Source organism: Mycolicibacterium obuense, from assembly GCF_055397605.1.
This window is the reverse complement of the sequence record NZ_AP043663.1, coordinates 2588154-2610810: the sequence shown is the minus strand read 5'-3', so window position 1 is coordinate 2610810 and position 22657 is coordinate 2588154. Positions and strand designations below refer to the sequence as shown.

General features: G+C 69.0%; 19 protein-coding genes. 9 read left to right on the top strand and 10 right to left on the bottom strand.

Annotated features, from left to right (window positions below; genetic code table 11):
- Positions 1-34: 34 nt before the first annotated feature.
- On the bottom strand, positions 35-2536 hold the full coding sequence (gene pheT, locus ACZ50N_RS12510) for a phenylalanine--tRNA ligase subunit beta (protein ID WP_464475493.1): 2502 nt from the start codon (positions 2534-2536) through the stop codon (positions 35-37).
- Positions 2536-3579 carry a phenylalanine--tRNA ligase subunit alpha gene (gene pheS / locus ACZ50N_RS12505; RefSeq protein WP_464475492.1) on the bottom strand — a complete coding sequence of 348 codons (1044 nt, stop codon included), beginning with the start codon at positions 3577-3579 and terminating at the stop codon, positions 2536-2538. The genes pheT and pheS overlap by 1 nt, the downstream gene beginning before the upstream one ends.
- Positions 3580-3622: 43 nt before the next feature.
- Here pheS and ACZ50N_RS12500 point away from each other — a divergent pair, with 43 nt between their 5' ends.
- Complete coding sequence (locus tag ACZ50N_RS12500) at positions 3623-5200, top strand: FMN-binding glutamate synthase family protein (protein WP_464475628.1); 1578 nt, start codon at positions 3623-3625, stop codon at positions 5198-5200.
- On the opposite strand, the gene ACZ50N_RS12495 is transcribed toward ACZ50N_RS12500, so the two are convergent.
- Positions 5107-5973: a rhomboid-like protein gene (locus tag ACZ50N_RS12495; RefSeq protein WP_464475491.1), complete on the bottom strand. Its 867-nt coding sequence runs from the start codon at positions 5971-5973 to the stop codon at positions 5107-5109. The genes ACZ50N_RS12500 and ACZ50N_RS12495 overlap by 94 nt on opposite strands.
- Positions 5974-5981: 8 nt before the next feature.
- A complete protein-coding gene (locus ACZ50N_RS12490; RefSeq protein ID WP_464475490.1) occupies positions 5982-6827 on the bottom strand; it encodes an adenylate/guanylate cyclase domain-containing protein in 846 nt (281 codons plus the stop codon).
- A 145-nt stretch (positions 6828-6972) separates the two neighbouring features.
- On the opposite strand from ACZ50N_RS12490, the gene ACZ50N_RS12485 reads away from it, so the two are divergent.
- A complete protein-coding gene (locus ACZ50N_RS12485; protein WP_464475489.1) occupies positions 6973-8007 on the top strand; it encodes an oxygenase MpaB family protein in 1035 nt (344 codons plus the stop codon).
- Between the two features lie 50 nt (positions 8008-8057).
- On the top strand, positions 8058-8837 hold the full coding sequence (locus ACZ50N_RS12480; protein WP_073682025.1) for an SDR family NAD(P)-dependent oxidoreductase: 780 nt from the start codon (positions 8058-8060) through the stop codon (positions 8835-8837).
- Between the two features lie 3 nt (positions 8838-8840).
- On the opposite strand, the gene ACZ50N_RS12475 is transcribed toward ACZ50N_RS12480, so the two are convergent.
- Genes ACZ50N_RS12475 through infC form a run of 4 tightly spaced genes read right to left on the bottom strand, consistent with a single transcriptional unit; the run spans position 8841 to position 10878 of the window.
- Positions 8841-9590, bottom strand: coding sequence for a TrmH family RNA methyltransferase (locus ACZ50N_RS12475; protein WP_464475488.1), 750 nt, complete (start codon positions 9588-9590; stop codon positions 8841-8843).
- 32 nt (positions 9591-9622) lie between these two features.
- Positions 9623-10012 carry a 50S ribosomal protein L20 gene (rplT, locus tag ACZ50N_RS12470; protein WP_046366217.1) on the bottom strand — a complete coding sequence of 130 codons (390 nt, stop codon included), beginning with the start codon at positions 10010-10012 and terminating at the stop codon, positions 9623-9625.
- A gap of 53 nt (positions 10013-10065) precedes the next feature.
- Complete coding sequence (gene rpmI, locus ACZ50N_RS12465; protein ID WP_046366216.1) at positions 10066-10260, bottom strand: 50S ribosomal protein L35; 195 nt, start codon at positions 10258-10260, stop codon at positions 10066-10068.
- Positions 10261-10266: 6 nt separating this feature from the next.
- On the bottom strand, positions 10267-10878 hold the full coding sequence (gene infC, locus ACZ50N_RS12460; RefSeq protein WP_073682027.1) for a translation initiation factor IF-3: 612 nt from the start codon (positions 10876-10878) through the stop codon (positions 10267-10269).
- 253 nt (positions 10879-11131) lie between these two features.
- On the opposite strand from infC, the gene ACZ50N_RS12455 reads away from it, so the two are divergent.
- The 5 genes from ACZ50N_RS12455 to ACZ50N_RS12435 all read left to right on the top strand — a co-directional run bounded on the left by ACZ50N_RS12455 (position 11132) and on the right by ACZ50N_RS12435 (position 17845).
- Positions 11132-11494 (top strand): DUF1844 domain-containing protein, encoded by a 363-nt coding sequence (locus ACZ50N_RS12455; protein ID WP_046366214.1) that lies wholly within the window; start codon positions 11132-11134, stop codon positions 11492-11494.
- A 58-nt stretch (positions 11495-11552) separates the two neighbouring features.
- The gene (gene lysX, locus ACZ50N_RS12450; protein ID WP_464475487.1) at positions 11553-14882 is read left to right on the top strand and encodes a bifunctional lysylphosphatidylglycerol synthetase/lysine--tRNA ligase LysX; all 3330 of its coding nucleotides are present in this window, start codon (positions 11553-11555) and stop codon (positions 14880-14882) included.
- 110 nt (positions 14883-14992) lie between these two features.
- Positions 14993-16345: an alpha/beta hydrolase gene (locus ACZ50N_RS12445; RefSeq protein WP_133414460.1), complete on the top strand. Its 1353-nt coding sequence runs from the start codon at positions 14993-14995 to the stop codon at positions 16343-16345.
- A gap of 23 nt (positions 16346-16368) precedes the next feature.
- Positions 16369-16629 (top strand): hypothetical protein, encoded by a 261-nt coding sequence (locus ACZ50N_RS12440; protein ID WP_464468122.1) that lies wholly within the window; start codon positions 16369-16371, stop codon positions 16627-16629.
- A gap of 37 nt (positions 16630-16666) precedes the next feature.
- Positions 16667-17845: a winged helix DNA-binding domain-containing protein gene (locus ACZ50N_RS12435; protein WP_464475486.1), complete on the top strand. Its 1179-nt coding sequence runs from the start codon at positions 16667-16669 to the stop codon at positions 17843-17845.
- Positions 17846-17848: 3 nt separating this feature from the next.
- Here ACZ50N_RS12435 and ACZ50N_RS12430 read toward each other — a convergent pair whose 3' ends face one another.
- Positions 17849-18694, bottom strand: coding sequence for an SDR family oxidoreductase (locus ACZ50N_RS12430; RefSeq protein ID WP_464475485.1), 846 nt, complete (start codon positions 18692-18694; stop codon positions 17849-17851).
- A gap of 88 nt (positions 18695-18782) precedes the next feature.
- Between ACZ50N_RS12430 and ACZ50N_RS12425 the strand changes: the two genes are divergently transcribed.
- Positions 18783-19685 carry a LysR family transcriptional regulator gene (locus ACZ50N_RS12425; RefSeq protein WP_046366428.1) on the top strand — a complete coding sequence of 301 codons (903 nt, stop codon included), beginning with the start codon at positions 18783-18785 and terminating at the stop codon, positions 19683-19685.
- Here ACZ50N_RS12425 and uvrA read toward each other — a convergent pair.
- On the bottom strand, positions 19675-22578 hold the full coding sequence (uvrA, locus tag ACZ50N_RS12420) for an excinuclease ABC subunit UvrA (RefSeq protein WP_048424242.1): 2904 nt from the start codon (positions 22576-22578) through the stop codon (positions 19675-19677). The two genes, ACZ50N_RS12425 and uvrA, sit on opposite strands and share 11 nt — an antisense overlap.
- Between the last annotated feature and the right edge of the window lie 79 nt (positions 22579-22657).

Below are 22657 nucleotides of genomic sequence, written 5' to 3'. Positions count from 1 at the left end.
ATGCAGGAACATGCAAATTCATTATTGAGGCTGGTCAGCGCCGCTGCTGGGCACCCACAGCGCTGGCCGCTGCGGCCACGGCCGCGTCGCGCGCCGCGCTCGCCTCGTCCTCGGTCAGTGTCCGGTCATCGGCACGGAACCGCAGCGCCAGCGCCAGCGACTTACGCCCCTCGCCGACCTGCGGTCCGGCGTAGACATCGAAGAGCCGGACGTCTTCGAGCAGCTCGCCGGCGCCGTCGCGCACCGCGTCGACGACCCGCTGTGCCGGCACCTCCTCGTCGACGACGAGCGCGACGTCCTGGAACACCGCGGGGAACGGCGAGACGCGCGGAGCCGGTAGCAGCTCGGTGATCGGCACCGCGTTGAGGTCCACTTCCAGCGCGCAGGTGCCCTTGGGCAGGCCCGAGCGTTCGATGACCGCGGGGTGTAGCTGACCGGCGTGGCCGACGACGGTGTCCCCCAGGCAGATCGCGGCGCACCGGCCGGGATGCCACGGCAGGTACTCGACGCTGCGCAGCGTGAACTCCACGCCGGCGGCCCGCCCGATGATCCGGACCGCCTCGAACGCGTCGAACGGCTCGACCGGCCGTCCGGGACCCCACGGGCCTGCGGGCTCGCGCAACCCGGCCAGCACCGCCCCGACGTGCTGCGGCTGGCGCGGCAGCGACGCGTCCAATGTGGCGATCTCGTCATCGGTGGGGCGACGGTCGGTGGGGATACGGTCCACCGCGCGTGTCGTGGTGGTGGATTCGACGACCTGCGCGAGCGCGAACAGCGCCGCGTCGGTGGCGCCGCGGGAGACGTTGCGGCTCAACGCTTCCAGCAGGCCGGGTAGCAGCGTGGTGGCCAGCGCCGGGCGGTCGGACTCCAACGGATTGAGCACCCGGGTGGTGTGCCGGCGTGGGTCTTCGGCCGGCAGCCCCCACTGGTCGAAGATCCCTGCGGGCAGGAACGGCGTCGGGAGGATCTCCACGAAGCCGCCGAGCGCCAGGGCTGTGCCGATCGCCCGGCGCCGCTTCTGCGCCGGTGTCAGACCGCGGCCGGCGGGAGCGGCGGGCAGCACCGACGGGACGACGTCGAGGCCTTCGAGCCGCATGACCTCTTCGACCAGGTCCGCCGGCTCGCGCAGATCGGGACGCCAGCTGGGCGGTACGGCGGTGAGCTCGTCACCGTCGACGGTGACCGAGGCGCCGATCTGAGTCAGCCGCCGCTGCGCGGTTCCGGGGGCGTACTCGACCCCGGCCATCCGGTCGGGCAGGCCGACGGGCATACGCACCGGCGCCGGCGACCAGTCCTCGCGGGGCGGCTCACCCCGCCAGTCGGTGAGCGTGGGTTGCACGGTGCCGCCGGCGATCTCGGCGAGCAGCGCGGCTCCCCTGTCGAGCGCGGCGACCGAGATCGCCGGGTCGACGGTGCGTTCGTAGCGGCGACCCGCTTCGCTGTGCAGTCGGAGCCGGCGCTGGGTGCGCGACACCGCGGCCGGATCCCAGACCGCGGCCTCGAGCAGGACGTCGGTGGTGCTGTCGCGGACCTCGGTGGTGCCTGCGCCCATGACGCCGCCGATAGCAGCAGTCGCGGCGTCGTCGACGATCAGGACGTCGGCCGGATCGAGCCGGCGCTCGACGTCGTCGAGCGTGACGACGGTCTCCCCCGGCTCGGCGAATCGCACCCGGAAGCCGCCGTTGATCAGGCTGCGGTCGTGCGCGTGCATCGGGTGGCCGAGTTCGAGCATGACGTAGTTGGTCACGTCGACGGCCGGTGAGATCGCGCGGATCCCGCTGAGCAGCAGGCGCCGTCGCAGCCACCATGGCGAGACCGCGGCCGGGTCGATACCGGTGACCGGACGCAGCGCGAAACGCTGCACACCGGCGGCGGGATCGATCGTTACCGGCAGCGCATCACCCTCGCTGGGGAGGCCGGGAACCTCCAGCACCGGATCGACGTAGTCGAGGTCGTAGGCGTTGGCGATCTCGCGGGCCATGCCACGCACCGAGAGGCAGTAGCCGCGGTCCGGGGTGATCGCGAGGTGGAACACCACGTTGTCGAGCCCGAGCACCTCGTGGGCGGAGTCGCCCGGCTCAGCGGTGCCCGGCGGGAGGACCATGATGCCGGAGTGGTCCGCGCCGAGGTTGAGCTCGGCCGACGAGCAGATCATGCCGTCGGAGGTGCGGCCGTAGGTCTTTCGGGTGGCGATCGTGAACTCGCCAGGCAGCACAGCGCCGGGCAGAGCCACCACGACCAGGTCGCCGACTGCGAAGTTGGTTGCGCCGCAGACGATGTCGCGCGGCTCGCCGTCCACATTCTGCGAGCCGACGTCGACCTTGACCGCCCTGATGGGCTTCTTGAACTCGGTGAGTTCCTCGATCGATTCGACCCGTCCGATGGTCAGCGGACCGCGTACGGGTCCGACCGGGATGATCTCCTCGACCTCGTGACCGATCCGGATCAATGTCTGCTCGAGCTCTTCGGGGGTCACGTCCCAGCCGGGAGCCCCGGCTGCCACGACGTCGCGCAGCCAGCTGTAGGGAAGACGCATCAGGCGCCCACCCCGAACGGCAGGGAGAAGCGCACGTCACCTTCGACCATGTCGCGCATGTCCGGGATGCCGTTGCGGAACTGCAGAGTGCGCTCCAAACCCATGCCGAATGCAAAGCCGGAGTACTCGTCGGGGTCTATCCCACACGCGCGCAACACATTCGGGTTCACCATGCCGCAGCCGCCCCATTCGACCCAGCCGGGTCCGCCCTTCTTGTCGGGGAACCACACGTCGACCTCGGCCGACGGTTCGGTGAACGGGAAGAAGTGCGGCCGCAGCCGGGTCCGGCCCTGCGGCCCGAACTGCGCGCGCGCGAACGCGTCCAGCGTGCCGCGGAGGTTCGCCATGGTCAGTCCTTTGTCGACGGCCAGTCCCTCCACCTGGTGGAAGACCGGGGTGTGGGTGGCGTCGAGTTCGTCGGTGCGGAAGGTTCGTCCGATCGAGACGATGTAGACCGGCAGCTCACGGTCGAGCAGCGCACGGATCTGCACCGGGGAGGTGTGGGTGCGCAGCACCTGACGCGAGCCGTCGGGCGCCACGTGGAAGGTGTCCTGTTCGCTGCGGGCGGGGTGGTCGGGCGGGAAGTTCAACGCGTCGAAGTTGAACTGCTCGGTCTCGACTTCCGGGCCCTCGGCCAGCTCCCACCCCATCGCGACGAAGGTGTCGGCGACGTGCTCGGCCAGCAGCGTGATGGGGTGCCGGGCCCCGAGCGGCTGACGCGTCGAGGGCAGCGTCACATCGATGCGTTCTGCGACCAATACTGCGGCGTCGCGTTCGGCGCGCAGTGCAGCCAGCCGCTCGTCGAAGGCACTCTGCGCGGCGGTCCGCGCGACGTTGACCCGCTTGCCCGCGTCGGCCCGCTCGGTCTTGGGTAGGGCGCCCAGAGCCTGGCGGGCCAGCGCGATCGGCGACCGGTCACCGAGGTGTTCGGTCTTCGCGCGAGCCAGGTCGTCGAGGGTCGCCGCGTCGGCGAAAGCGCGAGCGGCTGCGCTGACCGCATCGGTCAACGCGTCGTCGGTGAGGTTCCCTGGCTGATCAGCCACCCGGCGATCATAGGCGATGGCGCGTTACCCTCACGCCGTGGTGATCCGGCCGCTGGTGATCGCAGGAATCTGGCTGCTCGCGGTGGGCGCGGTGGCGCTGACCGCGTTCGCGCACGCAGAGTGGGGCGTCGCGGCGGCGGTGCTGCTGGGGCTCGCCCTGCTCGGTTCGTGGGACCTGATCCAGCGCCGGCACACGATCCTTCGCCTGTACCCGATCATCGGCCACGTGCGGTTCCTGATGGAGATGATCCGCCCGGAGGTCCGGCAGTACTTCATCGAGTCGAACATCGAGGCAACACCCTTCGACCGGGAGACGCGCGATCTGGTGTACGAACGTGCCAAGGGCACCAAGAGTGACGAACCGTTCGGCACCGAGCGCGACGTCACCGCGCTCGGCTACGAGTTCCTGCGCCATTCACTGCGTGCACGATTCGCCGACGATCTCGATCCGCGGGTCCGTCTCGGCGGCCCGGACTGCACGCAGCCCTACGACATCGCGCTCCTCAACGTCTCCGCGATGAGTTTCGGCGCTCTGTCGGCCAACGCGATCAGGGCACTGAACACGGGCGCGGCGCGCGGCGGCTTCGCCCACGACACCGGCGAGGGTGGGATCAGCCCCTACCACCTCGCCGGCGGCGGCGATCTGATCTGGGAGATCGGGTCGGGATACTTCGGGTGCCGGGATGCCGACGGGCGCTTCGATGCCGCCCAGTTCGCGGAGAAGGCCGCGCTTCCCGCGGTGAAAGCCATCTCGATCAAGCTGTCCCAGGGCGCCAAGCCCGGACTCGGTGGCGTGCTGCCGGGCGCGAAGGTCAGCGCCGAGATCGCCGAGACCCGCGGAGTCCCGGTGGGCCGCACCGTCGTGTCCCCTCCTGCGCACACCGCATTCGGTACCCCGGTGGAGTTCGCGCACTTCATCGCGGCGCTGCGGCGCGCCTCCGGCGGTAAGCCCGTCGGTTTCAAACTGTGCGTCGGCGCGCGCACCGAGTTCCTGTCGCTGTGCAAGGGATTCCTGGCCACCGGGATCACGCCCGATTTCGTGATCGTCGACGGCGCCGAAGGCGGAACCGGTGCCGCCCCACAGGAATTCGAGGATCACGTCGGGATGCCGTTGACCGAGGGACTGATGCTGGTGCACAACTGCCTCGTCGGCACCGGGCTGCGGGATCGGGTCGCTGTCGGTGCCTCGGGCAAGGTGGCGAGCGGGGTCGACATCGTCAGCCGGGTCTGCCAGGGTGCAGATTTCACGATGGCCGCGCGCGCGATGATGTTCGCGGTCGGCTGCATCCAGGCGCTCAAGTGCCACACCAATCGCTGCCCGACGGGTGTGGCGACCCAGGATCCGGCCCGTGGCCGTGCCCTCGACGTCGCCGACAAGGCCGCCCGGGTGGTCAACTTCCAGCGCGCCACCGTCGCCAGCGCCGCACAGATCGTGGCCTCCATGGGACTCGAGGGCTTCGACGAGCTGTCTCCGGCCATGCTGAACCGCCGCATCGAAGGGCAGCGCACCAACACCTACGCCGAGATCTACGAGTGGCTGGCACCCGGGGAGCTGCTCGGGGATCCGCCGCAGTCCTGGCGTTCGGACTGGATTTCCGCGTCGGCCGACGCGTTTGTGTGAGCGTCCGCTGACGCGTTCGTGTGAGAACCGTGCCGCAGACGTTCGACGCCGGCGGCGGCGAGTGCCCCCGCGGTGCCCCACGCGCCGCCCTCGATGACGCCCACCACACCGTCGGCGAGCATCAGGAACGCGAACGCCGACCCCACGCACAGCAGCGCTGCCGTGGGCGCCGTCCAGCGCGCAGGTGCGCGGAACCGCGTCGAGACGACCATGCCCAGACCCAGCGCCACCACGTGCCCGACGTCGGTGAACCCGCCGCCACCGGTCACCACGACCACCGCGGCCGCACTCCAGAACCCGATCCACGCCGCGCGCCATCGTGCGGGTAGCGCCGCGGTCAACACCCCGACCACCGCCATCGCGCCGTAGCTCATGCCGACATCGGACGCTCGCGCGATCGACGCCGACAGCCATTCGAGTTTGACGGCGGCGACCAGTCCCACGGCCACCAGCAGCGTCGCCCCGATGTGGCCGGTCGCGAACATCAGCGCGGTCCGGCTGCCGCCGAGGGTCAGCTCGGCCACCAGGAGCAGGCAGACCAGGCCGGGCAGCCACAGGTAGATCGGGCCGGCGTCGACGACGAAGGCGCTGCTGATCAGCGTGCCGAATCGGCCCCGGCTCAGGTTGTGCAGGTTCGTGCTGGCGTGCCGGATCAGCGCGTCGTGCATCGCCGGATCCATGCGCAGCATGGCCGCGGTGACCGCCGAGACCAGGACGGCATAGCTCAGCGTGAACCGCGCGCGGCGGAGGCCGACGAGCAATCCGGACTGCACCACATCCACTATGCGCCGGGGGCTGCGCCGTTCTCGTCCTCGTCACCTGCGAACTGCCTGCGAGTTCTGACCCGGTACATCACGAAGTCGTCGGGTACGCCGTCCTGCTTGCCCGCGAACACGGGTTTCCGTAGCCGTTTGACGGTGACACCGAGACGGTCGAGCTCCTCCTCCGGGATGCGCTCCAGTGTCGCGGCCGAGACCACGAGCTCACCGCGCGTCGCGCGTTCCATCACCCGCGCAGCCAGGTTGACGTCGATGCCCAACCAGTCCGCGCCGATCCGCTGGGGACGGCCGGTGTGCACCCCCACCCGCATGCGCGGGGTGTACCCGTCGAGCTCGACGGTCCTGATCGCCTCCCGGGCGGCCAGCACGGCACCGAGTGCGGTCTGCGGATCGGCGAACACCGCCATCAGACCGTCACCCATGCGTTTGACGATGTGTCCCCGCGCCTCCAGCAGCGGCGGTTCCACCACCTGCGCCACCCGGCGCAGCAACCGCAGCGTCGCATCGTCTCCGGCGCGCAGCGACCACGCGGAGAAACCGACGAGGTCGGTGAACACGAGCGTCACCTCGTCGTTGGCGGGCCGGCCCGACACCCGCTCGGTGAGGGCCTGCCACACCTGCAGAGCGCCGAGACTCACTTCGCGGGTCAGCGCCTCGCGCTGCAGCAGCCGGTCAGCCGCGCGGGCGGCCGCGCGGGGCCCGCCCTCCCCTGCCGTCGAGAGCGGGTCGCCGAATTCGGGATCGCCCGGCAGCGCGCGGCGGGCTCGCCGCAGGAACGCGACGGCGCCGGCGTGGTGGTTGACCGTGTGCAGCCATCCCCGTGGCCTCGACGAGTCACTGTCCTCCACAGCGGTCAGCGTAATCGGAGTGGTTCACCGGTATCGAGAGGCTCTGAACGACCAGGTCACGCGCGCGCGACCGCCCGATGGCGGTGGAGTAACAGCGGGCACCGAGCCATAGACAACGGTCGTTGTCAGTCGTTAGCGTGAGGTGATGCGATCACCGGCGATGGCGCAGCGCACCTCGGCATCGGACCCGCTGGGTCCGGACTCGCTGACGTGGAAGTACTTCGGCGATGTCCGCACCGGCATGCTCGGCGTGTGGATCGCCGCGATCCAGAACATGTACCCCGCACTCGGCGCGGGTGTGGAAGACCATTCGATCCTGCTGCAGGAACCGCTGCAGCGGGTCGCCCGCTCCGTGTACCCGATCATGGGCGTGGTCTACGACGGTGAGCGAGCCGCCCAGACCGGCGCGCAGATCAAGGGCTACCACGCCACGATCAAGGGCGTCGACGCGTCTGGCCGCCGCTACCACGCGCTCGATCCGGACACGTTCTACTGGGCGCACGCCACGTTCTTCATGCTCATCATCAAGACGGCCGAGTACTTCTGCGGCGGCCTCACCGACGCGGAGAAGCGGCAGTTGTTCGACGAACACGTCCAGTGGTACCGGATGTACGGCATGAGCATGCGGCCGGTGCCGGGCTCGTGGGAGGAGTTCTGCGAGTACTGGGATCGGACGTGCCGTGAGGACCTCGAGATCAACCGGGCGACCCGCGACATCTTCTCGATCCGCATCCCCAAGCCGCGCTTCGTGCTGATGCCGACGCCGCTGTGGGACCAGATGTTCAAGCCGATGGTCGGCGCGCAGCGCTGGATCGCCGCCGGGCTCTTCGATCCCGCCGTGCGAGAGAAGGCCGGGATGCGGTGGACGCCCGGCGACGAGGTGCTGTTGCGGCTGTTCGGCAAGTTGGTCGAGTTGGCGTTCGTCGCGGTGCCCGACGAGATCCGGCTGCATCCCCGGGCGGTGGCCGCCTACCGTCGGGCCGACGGGACGATCGCGCCCGACTCGCCGCTCGTCGAGGCGCCCGCGTTCATGGGGCCGCCACGGGAGCGCCGCGGCCTTCCCATGCACTACGTACCCCACGGCAAGACGCTCCTCGATCGCGCCGGCGCGCTGGTGCACACCACGTTCGCGCTCGCGGCGTTGCGGCCGGCACGCCCGCGGGGTCGCACCGCGGCCTGACACACGGCCGCCTGACAGAATGTGAGCTCCGAGCACGAAGGAGCACCCGGATGCAATTCGGCAACAGCACAGCGTTGATCACCGGCGCCAGCGGTGGTATCGGCGAGGAGTTCGCCGTGGCGCTCGCAGCGCGCGGCGCCGATCTCATCCTGGTGGCCCGCCGCGCCGACCGGCTCGAGGCGCTGCGGGAACGCTTGACGGCGCGTCATCCCGGCATCACCGTCGACATCGTGACCGCCGACCTCGCCCGGCCGGGCTCCGGCGCCGAATTGGCGGCACGCGTCGGTGAGCTGAACCGCGACGTCGACGTCCTGGTCAACAACGCCGGAATCGGGCTGCACGGGGCGTTTCACACCCAGGATCCCGAGGCCAATACCGGTGCAGTGCAATTGAATTGCGCAACCCTGGTCGATCTGACCGCACGCTTTCTGCCCGCCATGATCGAACGCCGCCAGGGCGTGGTGATCAACGTGGCCTCCACCGCGGCGTTCCAGCCCACGCCCGGTATGGCGGTCTACGGCGCGACGAAGGCGTTCGTGCTGTCCTTCACCGAGGCGTTGTGGCACGAGAATCGCAAGACCGGGGTGCGGATCCTCGCGCTGTGCCCCGGAGCGACACAGACCGAGTTCTTCGACCGCACCGGCGAGAAGTTCATGACCGACGGGCGCCAGAGCGCCACCGAGGTCGTCGACACCGCGCTCGCAGCACTAGACAAGTCGTCGCCCACCGTGGTGTCCGGAGTGCGCAACGCGATTCTTGCGATGGGGTACCGCGTGGCACCGCGCAAGCTCTTGCTCGCGGTGTCAGAGCGGATGCTCAGGGCCGAATAGCGGTCAGCGCTGTTCGATGCGGCGGCTGCGGGCTGACGCGTAGAGGCAGATCGCCGCTGCCGAGGCGACATTGAGGCTCTCGGCCTGCCCTGGCATCGGAATGCGCACCCGCGCGGTCGCCAGCGCGGCCACCTCCTCGGCGAGGCCGTGCGCCTCCGCGCCGAACAGCCACGCCGTCGGCGCCGCGTCGACGTCGTCGACGCTCGCATCCCCATCGAGGACCGTGGCCAAAATCTGCAGGCCCGCGGCCTTCAGTCGTGAAACCAGCTGCAGCACATCGGGTTCGCTCAACACCGGAACCGAGAAGATGCTGCCCGCCGAAGCACGCAGGCATTTGCCGTTGTAGGGGTCGACGCTCTCACCGGCGAGCACCACGGCATCGGCGCCCATCGCGTCGGCCACCCGGATCAGGGTGCCGGCGTTGCCGGGCTCGGAAATGCCGACCGGGACGGCCAGCATCGTCGGCTGCGCGGCGAGCACGCCGTCCAGGTCGAGGGTCGGCTGCTCGCACACTGCGACGAGCCCCACCGGAGTCACGGTGTCGGACAACGCTTTCGCGGCCTTTTCGGTGACCAGTTGGACGGTCGTCCCGGTCAGCAGATAGGCGAATCGCTGCGCGGCGGCTTCAGTCGCGAACAGCTCGGAAACGAGTCCGCGCCGCAACGCGGCCTCCACGAGGTTGGGTCCCTCGGCGAGAAAGCGTGCGGCGCGGCGGCGCCCGGTGTGGCGGTGCAGCTTGGCTGCCGCCACCACCCGGGCAGATCGCTCCGTGAGCTCTGACAGAGTCAGGCAGCCTCACCCGACGGTGCATTGACATCCTCGGGCAGCGCCGCCTTGGCCGCCTCGGCCAGCGCGGTGAACGCAGCCGGATCGCTGACGGCGATCTCGGCGAGGTTCTTGCGGTCCACCTCGATGCCAGCGGCCTTGAGGCCCTGGATCAGACGGTTGTAGGTGATGTCGTTCGCCCGTGCGGCGGCGTTGATGCGCGAGATCCACAGCTTGCGGAATTCGCCCTTACGAGCACGCCGGTCACGGTAGGCATAGGTCAACGAGTGCAGCTGCTGCTCTTTGGCCTTGCGGTACAGGCGTGACCGCTGACCGCGGTAGCCCTTCGAGGCCTTAAGGACTGTGCGCCGCTTCTTCTGCGCGTTGACTGCGCGCTTCACGCGTGCCATGGGTGTTTCCTATCTGGGTTGGTTAAGGGAGAGGGCGCGAGCGCCCGAAAGAGTCAGCCGTTGAGCATCTTCGCGACACGCTTGGTGTCGTTGGCAGCCACGGCGGTGCGGCCGTCGAGCCTGCGGGTGCGCTTGCTCGCCTTGTGCTCGAGCAGGTGGCGACGGCCGGCCTTCTGGCGGACGATCTTGCCGGTCCCGGTCTTACGGAACCGCTTCGAAGCGCCGCTGTGGGTCTTCGCCTTGGGCATGTTTCCTCAGTTCTGTGGTGTGTCGGTTGGGGCTTCGGGCGCCTGTGCGCTGGCGCGCTGGGCTGCCGGTGCGTCCGCATCGTGGGCCGCCTTGGCACGAGTCTTCGCACCGCGGTGCGGGGCCAGCACCATCGTCATGTTGCGGCCGTCCTGCTTGGCCGACGTCTCGACGAAGCCGTAATCGGCGACATCGGCGCCCAGGCGCTGCAGGAGGCGGAAACCCAGTTCGGGCCGGGATTGCTCACGGCCGCGGAACATGATCGTCACCTTGACCTTCGATCCGGCTTCCAGGAAGCGGATGACGTGACCCTTCTTGGTCTCGTAATCGTGCGGATCGATCTTGGGACGGAGTTTCTGCTCTTTGACGACGGTCTGCTGCTGGTTCTTGCGAGACTCGCGAGCCTTCTGCGCCGTCTCGTACTTGAACTTGCCGTAGTCCATGATCTTGCACACGGGCGGCTTGGCGTCCGGCGCTACTTCCACGAGGTCGAGATCGGCGTCGGCGGCGACGCGGAGTGCATCTTCGATGCGCACGATGCCTACCTGTTCACCGCCCGGTCCGATCAGACGGACTTCAGGTACGCGGATGCGCTCGTTGACGCGGGTCTCAGTGCTGATGGGGCCTCCCGGGGTAGATCCTGTTGGTCACGCGCAGAATCCCCGCCCCGGCGGCAGACGTCCCCATAGGAACGAACAAGCCCTGCTCATCGCAGGGCCCAAAGCCGACCAGGCCAGATACCGATGACGACGTCACCGATGTCCGGACCGGACCGCGCTACCTTGGATGGATCATCGGTAGGCGGTGGGAGTGGGACTCCACTTGCTGTCCCTGGCGTCAGCCGGGACGGTCGCGCATGCCAGTCTAGCAGGCATGACCGAGAGCTCTGAACATCCCGAACCGGACGCCGGACCGCCCGCGCGCGAGCTGGCCGACGTACCCGCGGTCGAGGTGATCACCCGTGCCGCGGTGATGCTGATGAGCGCGGCCGCCGAGAAGCTGGGCCTCTCGGCCGACGATCCGGACGACAGCCCCCACCGCGACCTCGACGAAGCGCGTCGCCTGATCACCGCACTGGCCGGGTTGGTGACGGCGTCGGCGGAATACCTCGGTCCGCACGCCGGGCCGGTCCGAGACGGCCTCAAGAGTCTGCAGCTGGCGTTCCGCGAGGGCAGCGCGGCTCCCGATGAACCCGGCAAAGGTCCCGGCGAGAAGTACACCGGCCCGGTCTGGTGAGTCGGCGCGCGGCCGACATGCAGCCGCGACGCAGCGTGAGGGCCTATCCTCGCGGCCTATGACCACCACTGGCGTTGCGAGGACACGTCCTGCCACCAGTTTCGGCTGGGTCCCTGCTGCAGCCGGCTGGATCGTCGGCGTCATCGCGACGCTGTCGCTGCTGGCGAGCATCTCGCCGTTGATCCGCGCGGTGATCAAGGTGCCCCGCGAATTCGTCGACGACTACATCTTCAACTTCCCGGACACCAGCTTCGCGTGGGCCTTCGTGCTGGCGCTGCTGGCCGCCGCGCTGGCCGCCCGCAAACGCCTCGCGTGGTGGATCCTGCTCGGCTACATGGTGGCCTCGGTGGGCTGGAACGTTGCCGGCGCCGCCGATCGGGGTGAGCGATGGTTCCAGGAAGCCGGCGAGATGGCGGGCCTGGCATTCCACCTCGCCGCCATCGTGTGCCTGGTGCTGGCACGCCATCAGTTCTGGGCGCGGGTGCGCAGGGGCGCTCTCCTCAAAGCGGCGCTGACACTGCTCGCCGGTATGACGGTGGGCACGCTGGTCGGCTGGGCGCTGCTGGAGGTGTTCCCCGGCAGCCTGGCCCGCTCGGATCGCTTCTGGTACGCGCTCAACCGGGTGGGCGCGTTCGCCGGCGCGGACGCCGACACCTTCGCAGGCCACCCGCATGTGTTCGTCAACGCGCTGCTCGGTCTGTTCGGCGCGCTGGCGCTGATGGTCGCCGCGATCGTGCTGTTTCAGTCGCAGCGCGCGGACAACGCGCTCACGGGCGAGGACGAATCCGCGATCCGCGGGCTGCTGGAACTGTTCGGCAAGAACGATTCGCTGGGCTACTTCGCCACCCGACGTGACAAGGCCGTCGTCTTCGCCCCCAACGGCCGCGCCGCCATCACCTATCGCGTCGAGGTCGGGGTGTGCCTGGCCAGCGGCGACCCCGTGGGTGATCCTCGCGCGTGGCCTGCCGCGATCGCCGCCTGGCTGCAGCTGTGCGAGACCTACGGGTGGGCCCCGGGTGTGATGGGCGCCAGTTCGACAGGGGCGCAGGCCTTCCGCGAGGCCGGGCTCAGTGCCCTTCAGCTCGGCGACGAGGCGATCCTGCATCCCGACGAGTTCCGGCTGTCCGGACCGGACATGCGTGCGGTGCGGCAGGCGGTCACCCGCGCCCGCCGCGCCGGTGTCACCGTGCGGATGCGTCGCCATCGGGATCTGTCGGCCGACGAGATGGCCGCGGTGATCGCCCGGGCCGACACCTGGCGCGACACCGAGGACGAACGCGGCTTCTCGATGGCCCTGGGCCGACTCGGAGATCCCGCGGACGGCGATTGCCTTCTCGTCGAGGCGATCCAGGAGTCGGCCGCTGGTGGCAGCGAGGACGCCGAAGTGGTCGCGATGCTCTCGCTGGTGCCGTGGGGCACCAACGGGGTGTCCCTCGATCTGATGCGCCGCTCCCCCGGATCGCCCAACGGCACCATCGAATTGATGGTCAGCGAGCTGTGCCTGCAGGCCGGGGAGATCGGCGTGACGCGGGTGTCGCTGAACTTCGCGATGTTCCGGTCGGCGTTCGAGCAGGGCGCCCAACTCGGCGCCGGACCCGTGGCCCGCATGTGGCGGGCCCTGCTGGTGTTCTTCTCCCGGTGGTGGCAGCTGGAGACGCTGTACCGGTCCAACATGAAGTACCAGCCGGAGTGGGTGCCGCGCTACGCGTGCTACGAGGAGGCGCGCCTGGTGCCGCGGGTCGGGGTCGCCTCCGTCATCGCCGAAGGCTTTCTCGTGCTTCCGTTCTCGCGCCGCCACGAACAGCCTCACACGGGACACCACATCGCCGTACCCGGCTCGCTGATCGCGACCGGCACGTTGCACAGCGACGGTAGCGCACCCGACCCGGGCGGCTTGGGTGCAGAGGCCCCCCCAGACAGCCCCGCGCCGCGATTGCCCGAGCAGGTGCGGGTGCGCATGGCCAAGCTGAAGGCGTTGCAGGACGACGGCGTCGATGCCTATCCCGTCGGCAGTCCGCCCAGCCACACCGTGGCCCAAGCGCTCGAAAGCCCCGAGGGCGCAGCGGTGACCGTCGCCGGACGGGTGCTGCGACTGCGCGACTACGGCGGCGTGCTGTTCGTCGAGCTGCGGGACTGGTCCGGCGATGTGCAACTGCTGCTGGACAATTCGCTTCTCGAGTCGGGCTGCACCGCCGACGTCACCCGGACCATCGACCTCGGCGATCTGATCGAGGTGGCCGGCGCGATGGGGCGCAGCCGCAACGGCACCTGGTCGCTGCTGGTGCGCTCCTGGCGGTTGATCGGCAAATGCCTGCGTCCCCTGCCGGACAAGTGGAAAGGCATGACCGACCAGGAAGCCAGGGTGCGTGCCCGCTACGTCGACCTCGCGGTCAACACCGAGGCCCGCGAGCTGATCCGGGCCCGCAGCGCGGTGCTGCACTCGATCCGGGAAACGCTGGTGGGCAAGGGTTTTCTCGAAGTCGAGACGCCCATCCTGCAGCAGATCCACGGCGGCGCCAACGCGCGGCCGTTCCTCACCCACATCAACGCCTACGACCTCGACCTGTACCTGCGGATCGCACCGGAGCTCTACCTCAAACGGCTCTGCGTCGGCGGCGTCGAGCGGGTCTTCGAACTCGGTCGCGCGTTCCGCAACGAGGGCGTCGACTTCAGCCACAACCCCGAGTTCACGCTGTTGGAGGCCTATCAGGCGCACGCCGACTACCGGGTGTGGATCGACGGTGCCCGCGAACTGATCCAGAACGCCGCCCAGGCCGCCAACGGCGAGCAGGTGTTCCTCCGCCCGCGGGAGGACGGCACCCTCGAACCGGTCGACATCTCCGGACCGTGGCGGGTGACCACCGTGCACGACGCGGTGTCCGAGGCGCTGGGTGAACACATCGGGCCCGACACGGATCTGCCCACACTGCGCCGCCTGTGCGACAAGGCGACGATCCCGTACCTGACGCACTGGGACACCGGCGCCGTCGTTCTGGAGATGTACGAGCACCTCGTCGAGGACCGCACCGAGGCGCCGACGTTCTACACCGATTTTCCCACCTCGGTGTCCCCGCTGACCCGTCCCCACCGCAGCATCGCCGGGGTCGCCGAGAGGTGGGATCTGGTGGCCTGGGGTGTCGAACTGGGCACCGCCTACAGCGAACTCACCGATCCCGTGGAGCAGCGCCGCCGCCTGCAGGAGCAGTCACTGCTGGCCGCCGGCGGAGACCCCGAGGCGATGGAGCTCGACGAGGATTTCCTGCAGGCCATGGAGTACGCGATGCCCCCCACCGGCGGGCTGGGAATGGGCGTGGACCGGGTCGTGATGATGATCACCGGCCGCAGCATCCGCGAGACATTGCCGTTCCCGCTGGCCAAACCTCGTTAGCAGCGACGTCACAGCGTGCTCCAAGCTTCGGGCGTCAAGGTGGAGCCGTGACGACGTCCGGTCCCTTCTCCCAGACCTTTTGGGAATCCACTCGCCACCATCTGTCCCTGATGCACGGGTGGCTGCCCGTGGTCGTGCAGGTTCTGGCGTTCGTTGCCCTGGTGACCGCCATCGGCTGGCGCACCCGCCGCTGGCGGCTCGTGTGGCTGCCGTGGTCGGCGGTGATCGGGGTGATGCTGACCGTCGGCGCCTACTGGTACACCGAGACCGCGGGGGTGGCCGACGACTCCAACCCGGCGCCTCAGACGTTGTGGGTGTGGATCGCGTTGTCCGGTATCGCGGTCGGCGTGCTGGTCTCGGGGTGGCGTGATGCGCAGTGGTGGCGGCGAGCCGTGGCCCTGGCAGCGGTTCCGCTGTGCGCCCTGTGCGCGGGGCTGGCGCTGAACGTGTGGACGGGTTACTTCCCCACCGTGCAGACCGCCTGGAGCCAGCTCACCGCGGGCCCGCTGCCGGACCAGACCGATCAGGTGACGGTCAAGGCCATGCAACGCACCCACACGATCCCGATCAAGGGCAGCGTCGTACCCGTCGACATCCCCGACACCGCATCGGGTTTCAAGCACCGCGGCGAGTTCGTGTACCTGCCGCCCGCCTGGTACGCCACGGATCCGGCGCCTGCGCTGCCGACGGTAATGATGATCGGCGGGGAGTTCAACACCCCCGCCGACTGGATGCGCGCCGGTAACGCGATCAAGATCCTCGATGACTTCGCGGCCGCACACCACGGCGTCGCTCCCGTGGTCGTGTTCGTCGACCCGGGTGGCGCGTTCAACAACGACACCGAATGCGTCAACGGCTCGCGCGGCCAGTCGGCCGACCACCTGACCCGTGATGTCGTGCCCTACATGAGGGCGAACTTCGGGGTCAGCGCCGCCGCGGCGAACTGGGGTGTGGTCGGCTGGTCGATGGGTGGCACGTGCGCGGTGGATCTGGCGGTCATGCATCCGGACATGTTCAGCGCGTTCGAGGACATCGCCGGTGACCTCGCCCCGAACTCCGGCAACCAGGCCCAGACCGTCGCCCGACTGTTCGGCGGCAACAGCGCCGCCTACGCGTCGTTCGATCCGAGCACGGTGATCACCCGACACGGCCCGTATCGCGGTGTGCAGGGCTGGTTCGACGTGAACGGGCCGGTGCCCGGGTCGGGAACCGGTAAGCCGAACGACCAGGCGATCGCCGCGTCGACGCTGTGCTCGCTGGCTAGCACGTCGGGTATCGACTGCGCGGTGGTCAACCAGCCCGGTAACCACGACTGGCCGTTCGCCTCCACCGCGTTCGCGACCGCGCTGCCGTGGATGGCCGGCGCGATCGGCACCCCGGGGGTGCCGCCGGTGGCGCTGCCGGGTGGCCCGCCGGCGCCGCCCCCATCGGCGGCGATGGTGGAGAAGACGGCCGCCCGCTGACGTGTGTCGGTAGCGTGGGGAGCATGCCCGAGGACCCGTCCACCCCCTCCGTACCCGCCGACAGCGGTTACACCGACGACGGGGTACCGACGTACGACGCGGTACGGGAGAAGATCGAGAACCGGTACGCGACCTCGCTGGGTTCGGCCGAGCTGGCCGCCGAGACCCCGGAGGGCCGGACCGTGGCCGAGCAGTACGACGCGCGCCAGCGTGCCGCGGCAGAGCGGCTGGCAGAGATCCGGAAGTCCATGCGCGGCGATGAGGCCGACACGGACTCTCGGTAGTCGGCGTCGGCGGCCAGGAGCTCTACCGTCTGCAAGCGTGCGTACCATCACCGTCGAACAGCGCCGGGCCCGCCTGGCGCGACGACACCAGCTGAGCCCGACTGCGGCGCTGTCGGCGTCGGTAGCCGACGTCACCGAACGTCTTGTCGCCCTGCACGCCACCGACCCCGCGACGCCGTATCTCTCGCTGTGGGCCCGGCTGCCGGGGGTGGCCCGTGATGACGTCGATGCCGCGCTGTACCGGGATCGCTCGGTGGTCAAACATCTCGCAATGCGCCGGACGCTGTGGGTGGTGCGGCCGGCGGACCTGCCCGCGGTACAGGCGGCCGCCAGTGACCGGGTTGCCGCCAACGAGGCGCGGCGGCTGGCCGCCGACGTGGAGCGCGCCGGCGTGGCCGCTGACGGCGCGGCCTGGTTGGATGCTGCCGGCGCCGCAGTGCTGCGGCATCTACGCGACGAAGGCCCCTGCAGCGCACGCGAGTTGCGTGAGGCGTTGGCCGAGCTCACCGGGACCTACAACCCCGCGCCCGACAAGGCATATGGCGGCGAGGGCCACCTGGCGCCGCGGGTGTTGACGGTGCTGTCGGCTCGCGGTCACATCGTGCGCGGCGTCAACGACGGCGGCTGGCTGACGTCGCGGCCACGCTGGACGCTCACCGAGGCATGGCTGCCTGGTCTCGCCACTGCCGCAGAGGCCGACGCCGCAAGCGCCGAGTTGGTGCGCCGCTGGCTGGCGACCTTCGGACCCGCGACGCTCACCGACATCAAGTGGTGGTTTGGCACGACGTTGACGTGGGCCCGAAAAGCGTTGTCCGCCATCGGTGCCGAGGAAGTGCGACTGGACGGTGGCACCGGGTATGTGACACCTGGCGACGGTGACGATTCCGCCGACGAGCCGGATCCCGAGCCGTGGTGCGCCCTGCTGCCATCGCTGGACCCGACGACGATGGGGTGGTTCGACAGAGACTGGTACCTCGGCCCGCACCGGGCCGAGGTGTTCGACCGCAACGGCAACGCCGGGCCGACCGCGTGGGTCGACGGCCGGGTGGTCGGCGCGTGGCGTTCCGACGATGCCGGTCGTGTCGAGCTGGTCTTGCTGGAGAACGTCGGACGCCGAGCGGCCTCCGCCCTCGCAGACCGGGCCGCGGAGCTCACGGACTGGCTCGGTGGTGCACGGGTCAGTCCCCGGTTCCCGTCCCCGGCCTGTAAGCGCTGACCCTCAGGGCAGGAAGGCATCCCGATGGCTGACGGCCCAGTCGCCGAAGGCGGTGGCGGGGCGGCCGGTGACCACTTGAACCGCCTGCGTCACGTCGGCGGGTTCGGTGACCTCGAAAGCCCACTGGGCCATCAGCAGGTCGAGGTACTGCGGCGGCAGCACCTGGCCGTAGAGGGCACGGGCGTGCGCATCCGAGAGCAGGGTGATGTCGATCGATGCGTTGATCGCGCGGCCGACGAGGCCGACTTGCTCACGCATCGTCAACGACTCAGGCCCGGTGAGGACGATCTTCTGCCCGTCGAGCGCAGACGTGGTGAGGGCTTCGACGGCGACCGCAGCGATGTCGTCATCGGCTATCGGCGCCTGCTGCGATTCCGGGAAAGGCAGCCCGACACTCCGGTGCTCGCGAATCTGCCGCGCCCAGAAGCGGATCGCGTTGCGGGCGAAGGCACCGGGGCGTAGGCACACCGTGGTGAAGCCACCGTCGATCACCGCGTTCTCGACGGCGAGGTGGCGCTGCTTGTTGTACTCGACGAACGGCTCGGTGCGCGTGGTGTCGATCGTGGACAGCACGACGACTTTTGCGACTCCTGCCGCCGCCATCTCCTCGGCCAGTTCGCCCAGCACCTGCGGTGGGGCGAAACTGACGAGGAACACGGCATCGACGCCCTCGAGTGCGGGGCGCAGCGTGCGCGGCTCACCGAGATCGCTCGCGACGTTGTCCACCCCTGGCCAGCGCTGCGGGTCCGGTCGCCGACTTGTCGCACGCACCTCCACACCGGTGTCACTCAGGCGGCCGATCAGCGTGGAACCGACCCCACCGCTCGCTCCGGTGACCAGTACTCGCATCGTCGCTCCTTTCGTCGTCTCGATATCGACGCTACGAACGACGAGTCATCAGCGCCAATCATGAGTCGTGATGTGCAACATTCATCAGGTGAATCTCGCCGGTGTCGACCTGAACCTGCTCGTCGTTCTGCACGCGGTCATCGAAGAGCGCAGCGCCACCCGGGCCGCGGCACGTCTGCATCTGACCCAGCCCGCGGTGTCGAATGCGTTGGCGCGCTTGCGGATTCTGCTGGGCGACCCTCTGGTGGTGCGCACCGGCCGCGGCCTGACCCCCACTCCCGCCGCGCTGGCCGTGCAGCCCCGCCTGGACGAGGCCCTGCGCCTCGTCCAGGGGATCGTGGCCGGTCTCGACGCGTTCGATCTGGCCACCACGACCCGCGAGTGGGTGATCGCCTTCGCTGATCTCTACGGCCCCCTGCTGCTGCCCGGGCTGGACCGTCTTCTCCAGGAGCGCGCTCCCAGGTCACGCGTGCGAGTGCAGGCACTGGACCGGATCAGCGTTGCTGACGCCCTGGCGAGCGGCGAGATCGATGTCTACCTCGGCATTCCCTCGACCACACCGGCGGCCTGGCACTGCGAACCGGCATTCATCGACGACATGGTCGGCATCATCGCCGAGCAGCACCCCGACGCCGGCACCGCAATGTCGCTCGAACGATTCGTCGACCTACCGCACGCGCACGTCCGGATCAGCGCAGGACGCGGTCGCGAAGTCGACGACGCCCTGGCGCGTATCGGCCTGACCCGGCGGATCCGACTCATCGTGCCGCACTACAGTTCTCTGTTCCCTGTCGTCGAGAACGGCCACTGCATCGCCGTCGCTCCCCGCCGCTTGGCCGAGCACCATGCCCGCACCTCGGCGATCACGCTGTTCGAGATTCCGCTGCAACTCCCGGCCTACGACGTTCGCGTGTTCTGGCACTCCCGATCAGACACCGACCCCGGCATCACGGCGTTCCGCGGACTCCTGCACGAGGCCCTCAGGCGCTGACCTTCCTGCGGGCGCGCGACTTGGGTTTCGGCCGCGCCATGCCCAGGGTTTCGGCGAGGAAGTGACCGGTGTAGCTGTCCGGGTTGACCGCCACGTCTTCCGGCGTACCCGTCGCGACCACGGTGCCGCCGCCGGAACCGCCTTCGGGCCCCATGTCGATGATCCAGTCCGAGGTCTTGATGACGTCGAGGTTGTGCTCGATGACGATGACCGTATTGCCTTTGTCCACAAGGCCGTTGATCACGGTCAGCAGCTTGCGGATGTCCTCGAAGTGCAGACCCGTGGTCGGCTCGTCGAGGATGTAGATGGTCCGGCCGGTCGACCGCTTCTGCAACTCGGAGGCCAGTTTCACGCGCTGCGCCTCGCCGCCGGACAGCGTCGGCGCCGGCTGCCCGAGCCGCACGTAGCCGAGGCCGACGTCGACGAGCGTCTTGAGGTAACGGTGAATCGAGCTGATCGGCGCGAAGAACTCCGCCGCCTCCTCGATCGACATGTCGAGCACTTCGGCGATGGTCTTGCCCTTGTAGTGCACCTCGAGGGTCTCGCGGTTGTAGCGCGCGCCCTGGCAGACCTCGCACGGCACGTACACGTCGGGCAGGAAGTTCATCTCGATCTTGATGGTGCCGTCACCCGAACACGCCTCGCAGCGGCCACCTTTGACGTTGAACGAGAAGCGCCCGGGCTGATACCCGCGCACCTTCGCCTCCGTCGTCGCGGCGAACAGCGTCCGGATCTTGTCGAACACCCCGGTGTAGGTGGCCGGGTTCGAGCGCGGTGTGCGGCCGATCGGTGACTGGTCCACCCGCACCAGCTTGTCCAGGTGATCCAGGCCGTTGACGCGGGTGTGCCGGCCCGGCACCAGACGCGCACCGTTGAGCTTGTTGGCCAGCACAGACGCCAGGATGTCGTTGACCAACGTCGACTTACCAGAGCCGGACACGCCCGTCACGGACGTCAGCACCCCCAGCGGGAACGCGACATCGATTTCGCGCAGGTTGTGCTCGCGGGCTCCGACGACGGTCAGCTGACGCTTCTTGTCGGGCACCCGGCGCATGTCGGGAACCTCGATCTCCTCTTTGCCCGACAGATAGGCGCCGGTGATCGACTCCGGGTTCGTCAGCAGGTCCTGGTAGGTACCGCTGTGCACGATCTGACCGCCGTGCTCACCGGCGGCGGGGCCGATGTCGACCACCCAGTCCGCGTGGGCGATGGTGTCGAGATCGTGTTCGACGACGATCAGTGTGTTGCCGAGGTCGCGCAGCCGCACCAGCGTGTCGATCAAGCGGCGATTGTCGCGCTGATGGAGGCCGATCGACGGCTCGTCGAGCACGTAGAGCACGCCGACGAGACCGGATCCGATCTGGGTGGCCAATCGGATGCGTTGGGCTTCACCGCCGGACAGGGTGCCCGCGGCCCGCGACAGCGACAGATAGTCCAGGCCGACGTCGAGCAGGAAGCCCAATCGGGACTGGATCTCCTTGAGAACCTGTCCCGCGATCGCGGCCTCGCGGGTGCCGAGGGTGAGGGCGTTGAGGAACGCCGCGCAGTCGGCGATCGACAGTTCTGCCACTTCGGCGATCGACTTGGGGCCGTACTCGCCGGCCGTCATCGTCACGGCGAGGATCTCGGGCTTGAGGCGGGTGCCCTGGCATTCCGGGCACGGCACATCGCGCATGAAGCCCTCGAGGCGCTCCTTCATCTGCTCGGAATCCGTCTGCTCCATGCGGCGCTGCAGGAACGCCATCACGCCTTCGAAGTCGGCGTAGTAGGACCGGGTGCGGCCGTAGCGGTTCTTGTACCGCACGTGCACCTGCTCGTCGCAGCCTTCGAGAATCGCCTTGCGCGCCTTGGCGGGGAGCTTCTTCCACGGGGTGTTCACGTCGAAGCCGAGCTGGTCGCCGAGGCCGGCGAGCATGCGGGTGAAGTACTCGGCGGTGTGCCCCATCGACCACGGGGCGATCGCCCCCTCGGCCAGCGTCAGGTCGGTATCTGGCACCACCAGGTCGGGGTCGACCTCTTTGCGGATGCCGAGGCCGGTGCATTCCGGACACGCACCGTAGGGCGAGTTGAACGAGAACGACCGCGGTTCCAGGTCGTCGACGGCCAGCGCGTGGCCGTTCGGGCACGCAAGTTTCTCGGAGAACCGCTGCTCGCGGTGTGGGTGGTCGTCTTCGCGGTCGACGAACTCGAGCACCACGATGCCGTCGGCGAGGTTCAGCGCGGTCTCGACCGAATCGGTGAGCCGCTGCTTGGCCGACGCCTTGACCGTGAGGCGGTCGACGACCACCTCGATGTCGTGCTTCTCCTGTTTCTTCAGCTTCGGCGGATCCGTCAACGGGTGCACCACGCCGTCGACGCGGACACGGCTGTAGCCCTGGGTGTTCAGCTTGTCGAACAGGTCGACGAACTCACCCTTGCGGGTGCGCACGACCGGCGCGAGCACTTGGAACCGCAGGCCCTCGTCCATCGCGAGCACCTGGTCGACGATCTGTTGTGGGGTCTGGCGCGCGATCCGCTCCCCGCAGACGGGGCAATGCGGCGTGCCGGCACGGGCGTAGAGCAGACGAAGGTAGTCATAGACCTCCGTGATCGTGCCGACGGTCGACCGCGGATTGCGGTTGGTCGACTTCTGGTCGATCGACACCGCGGGCGAGAGGCCCTCGATGAAGTCGACGTCGGGTTTGTCCATCTGGCCGAGGAACTGCCGGGCGTAGGCCGACAGCGATTCCACGTACCGTCGCTGGCCCTCGGCGAAGATCGTGTCGAACGCCAGCGACGATTTACCGGACCCGGACAGCCCGGTGAACACGATCATCGCGTCGCGCGGCAACTCCAGATCGACGCCACGCAGATTGTGCTCCCGGGCACCTTTGACGACTAGGCGGTCAGCCACGATGTCCTTTCCCTCCGAGGAGAAAACGTGCCCGATGCGTCCGCTGGACGCAGTACAGACTCATGCTAGGTCGACCCAC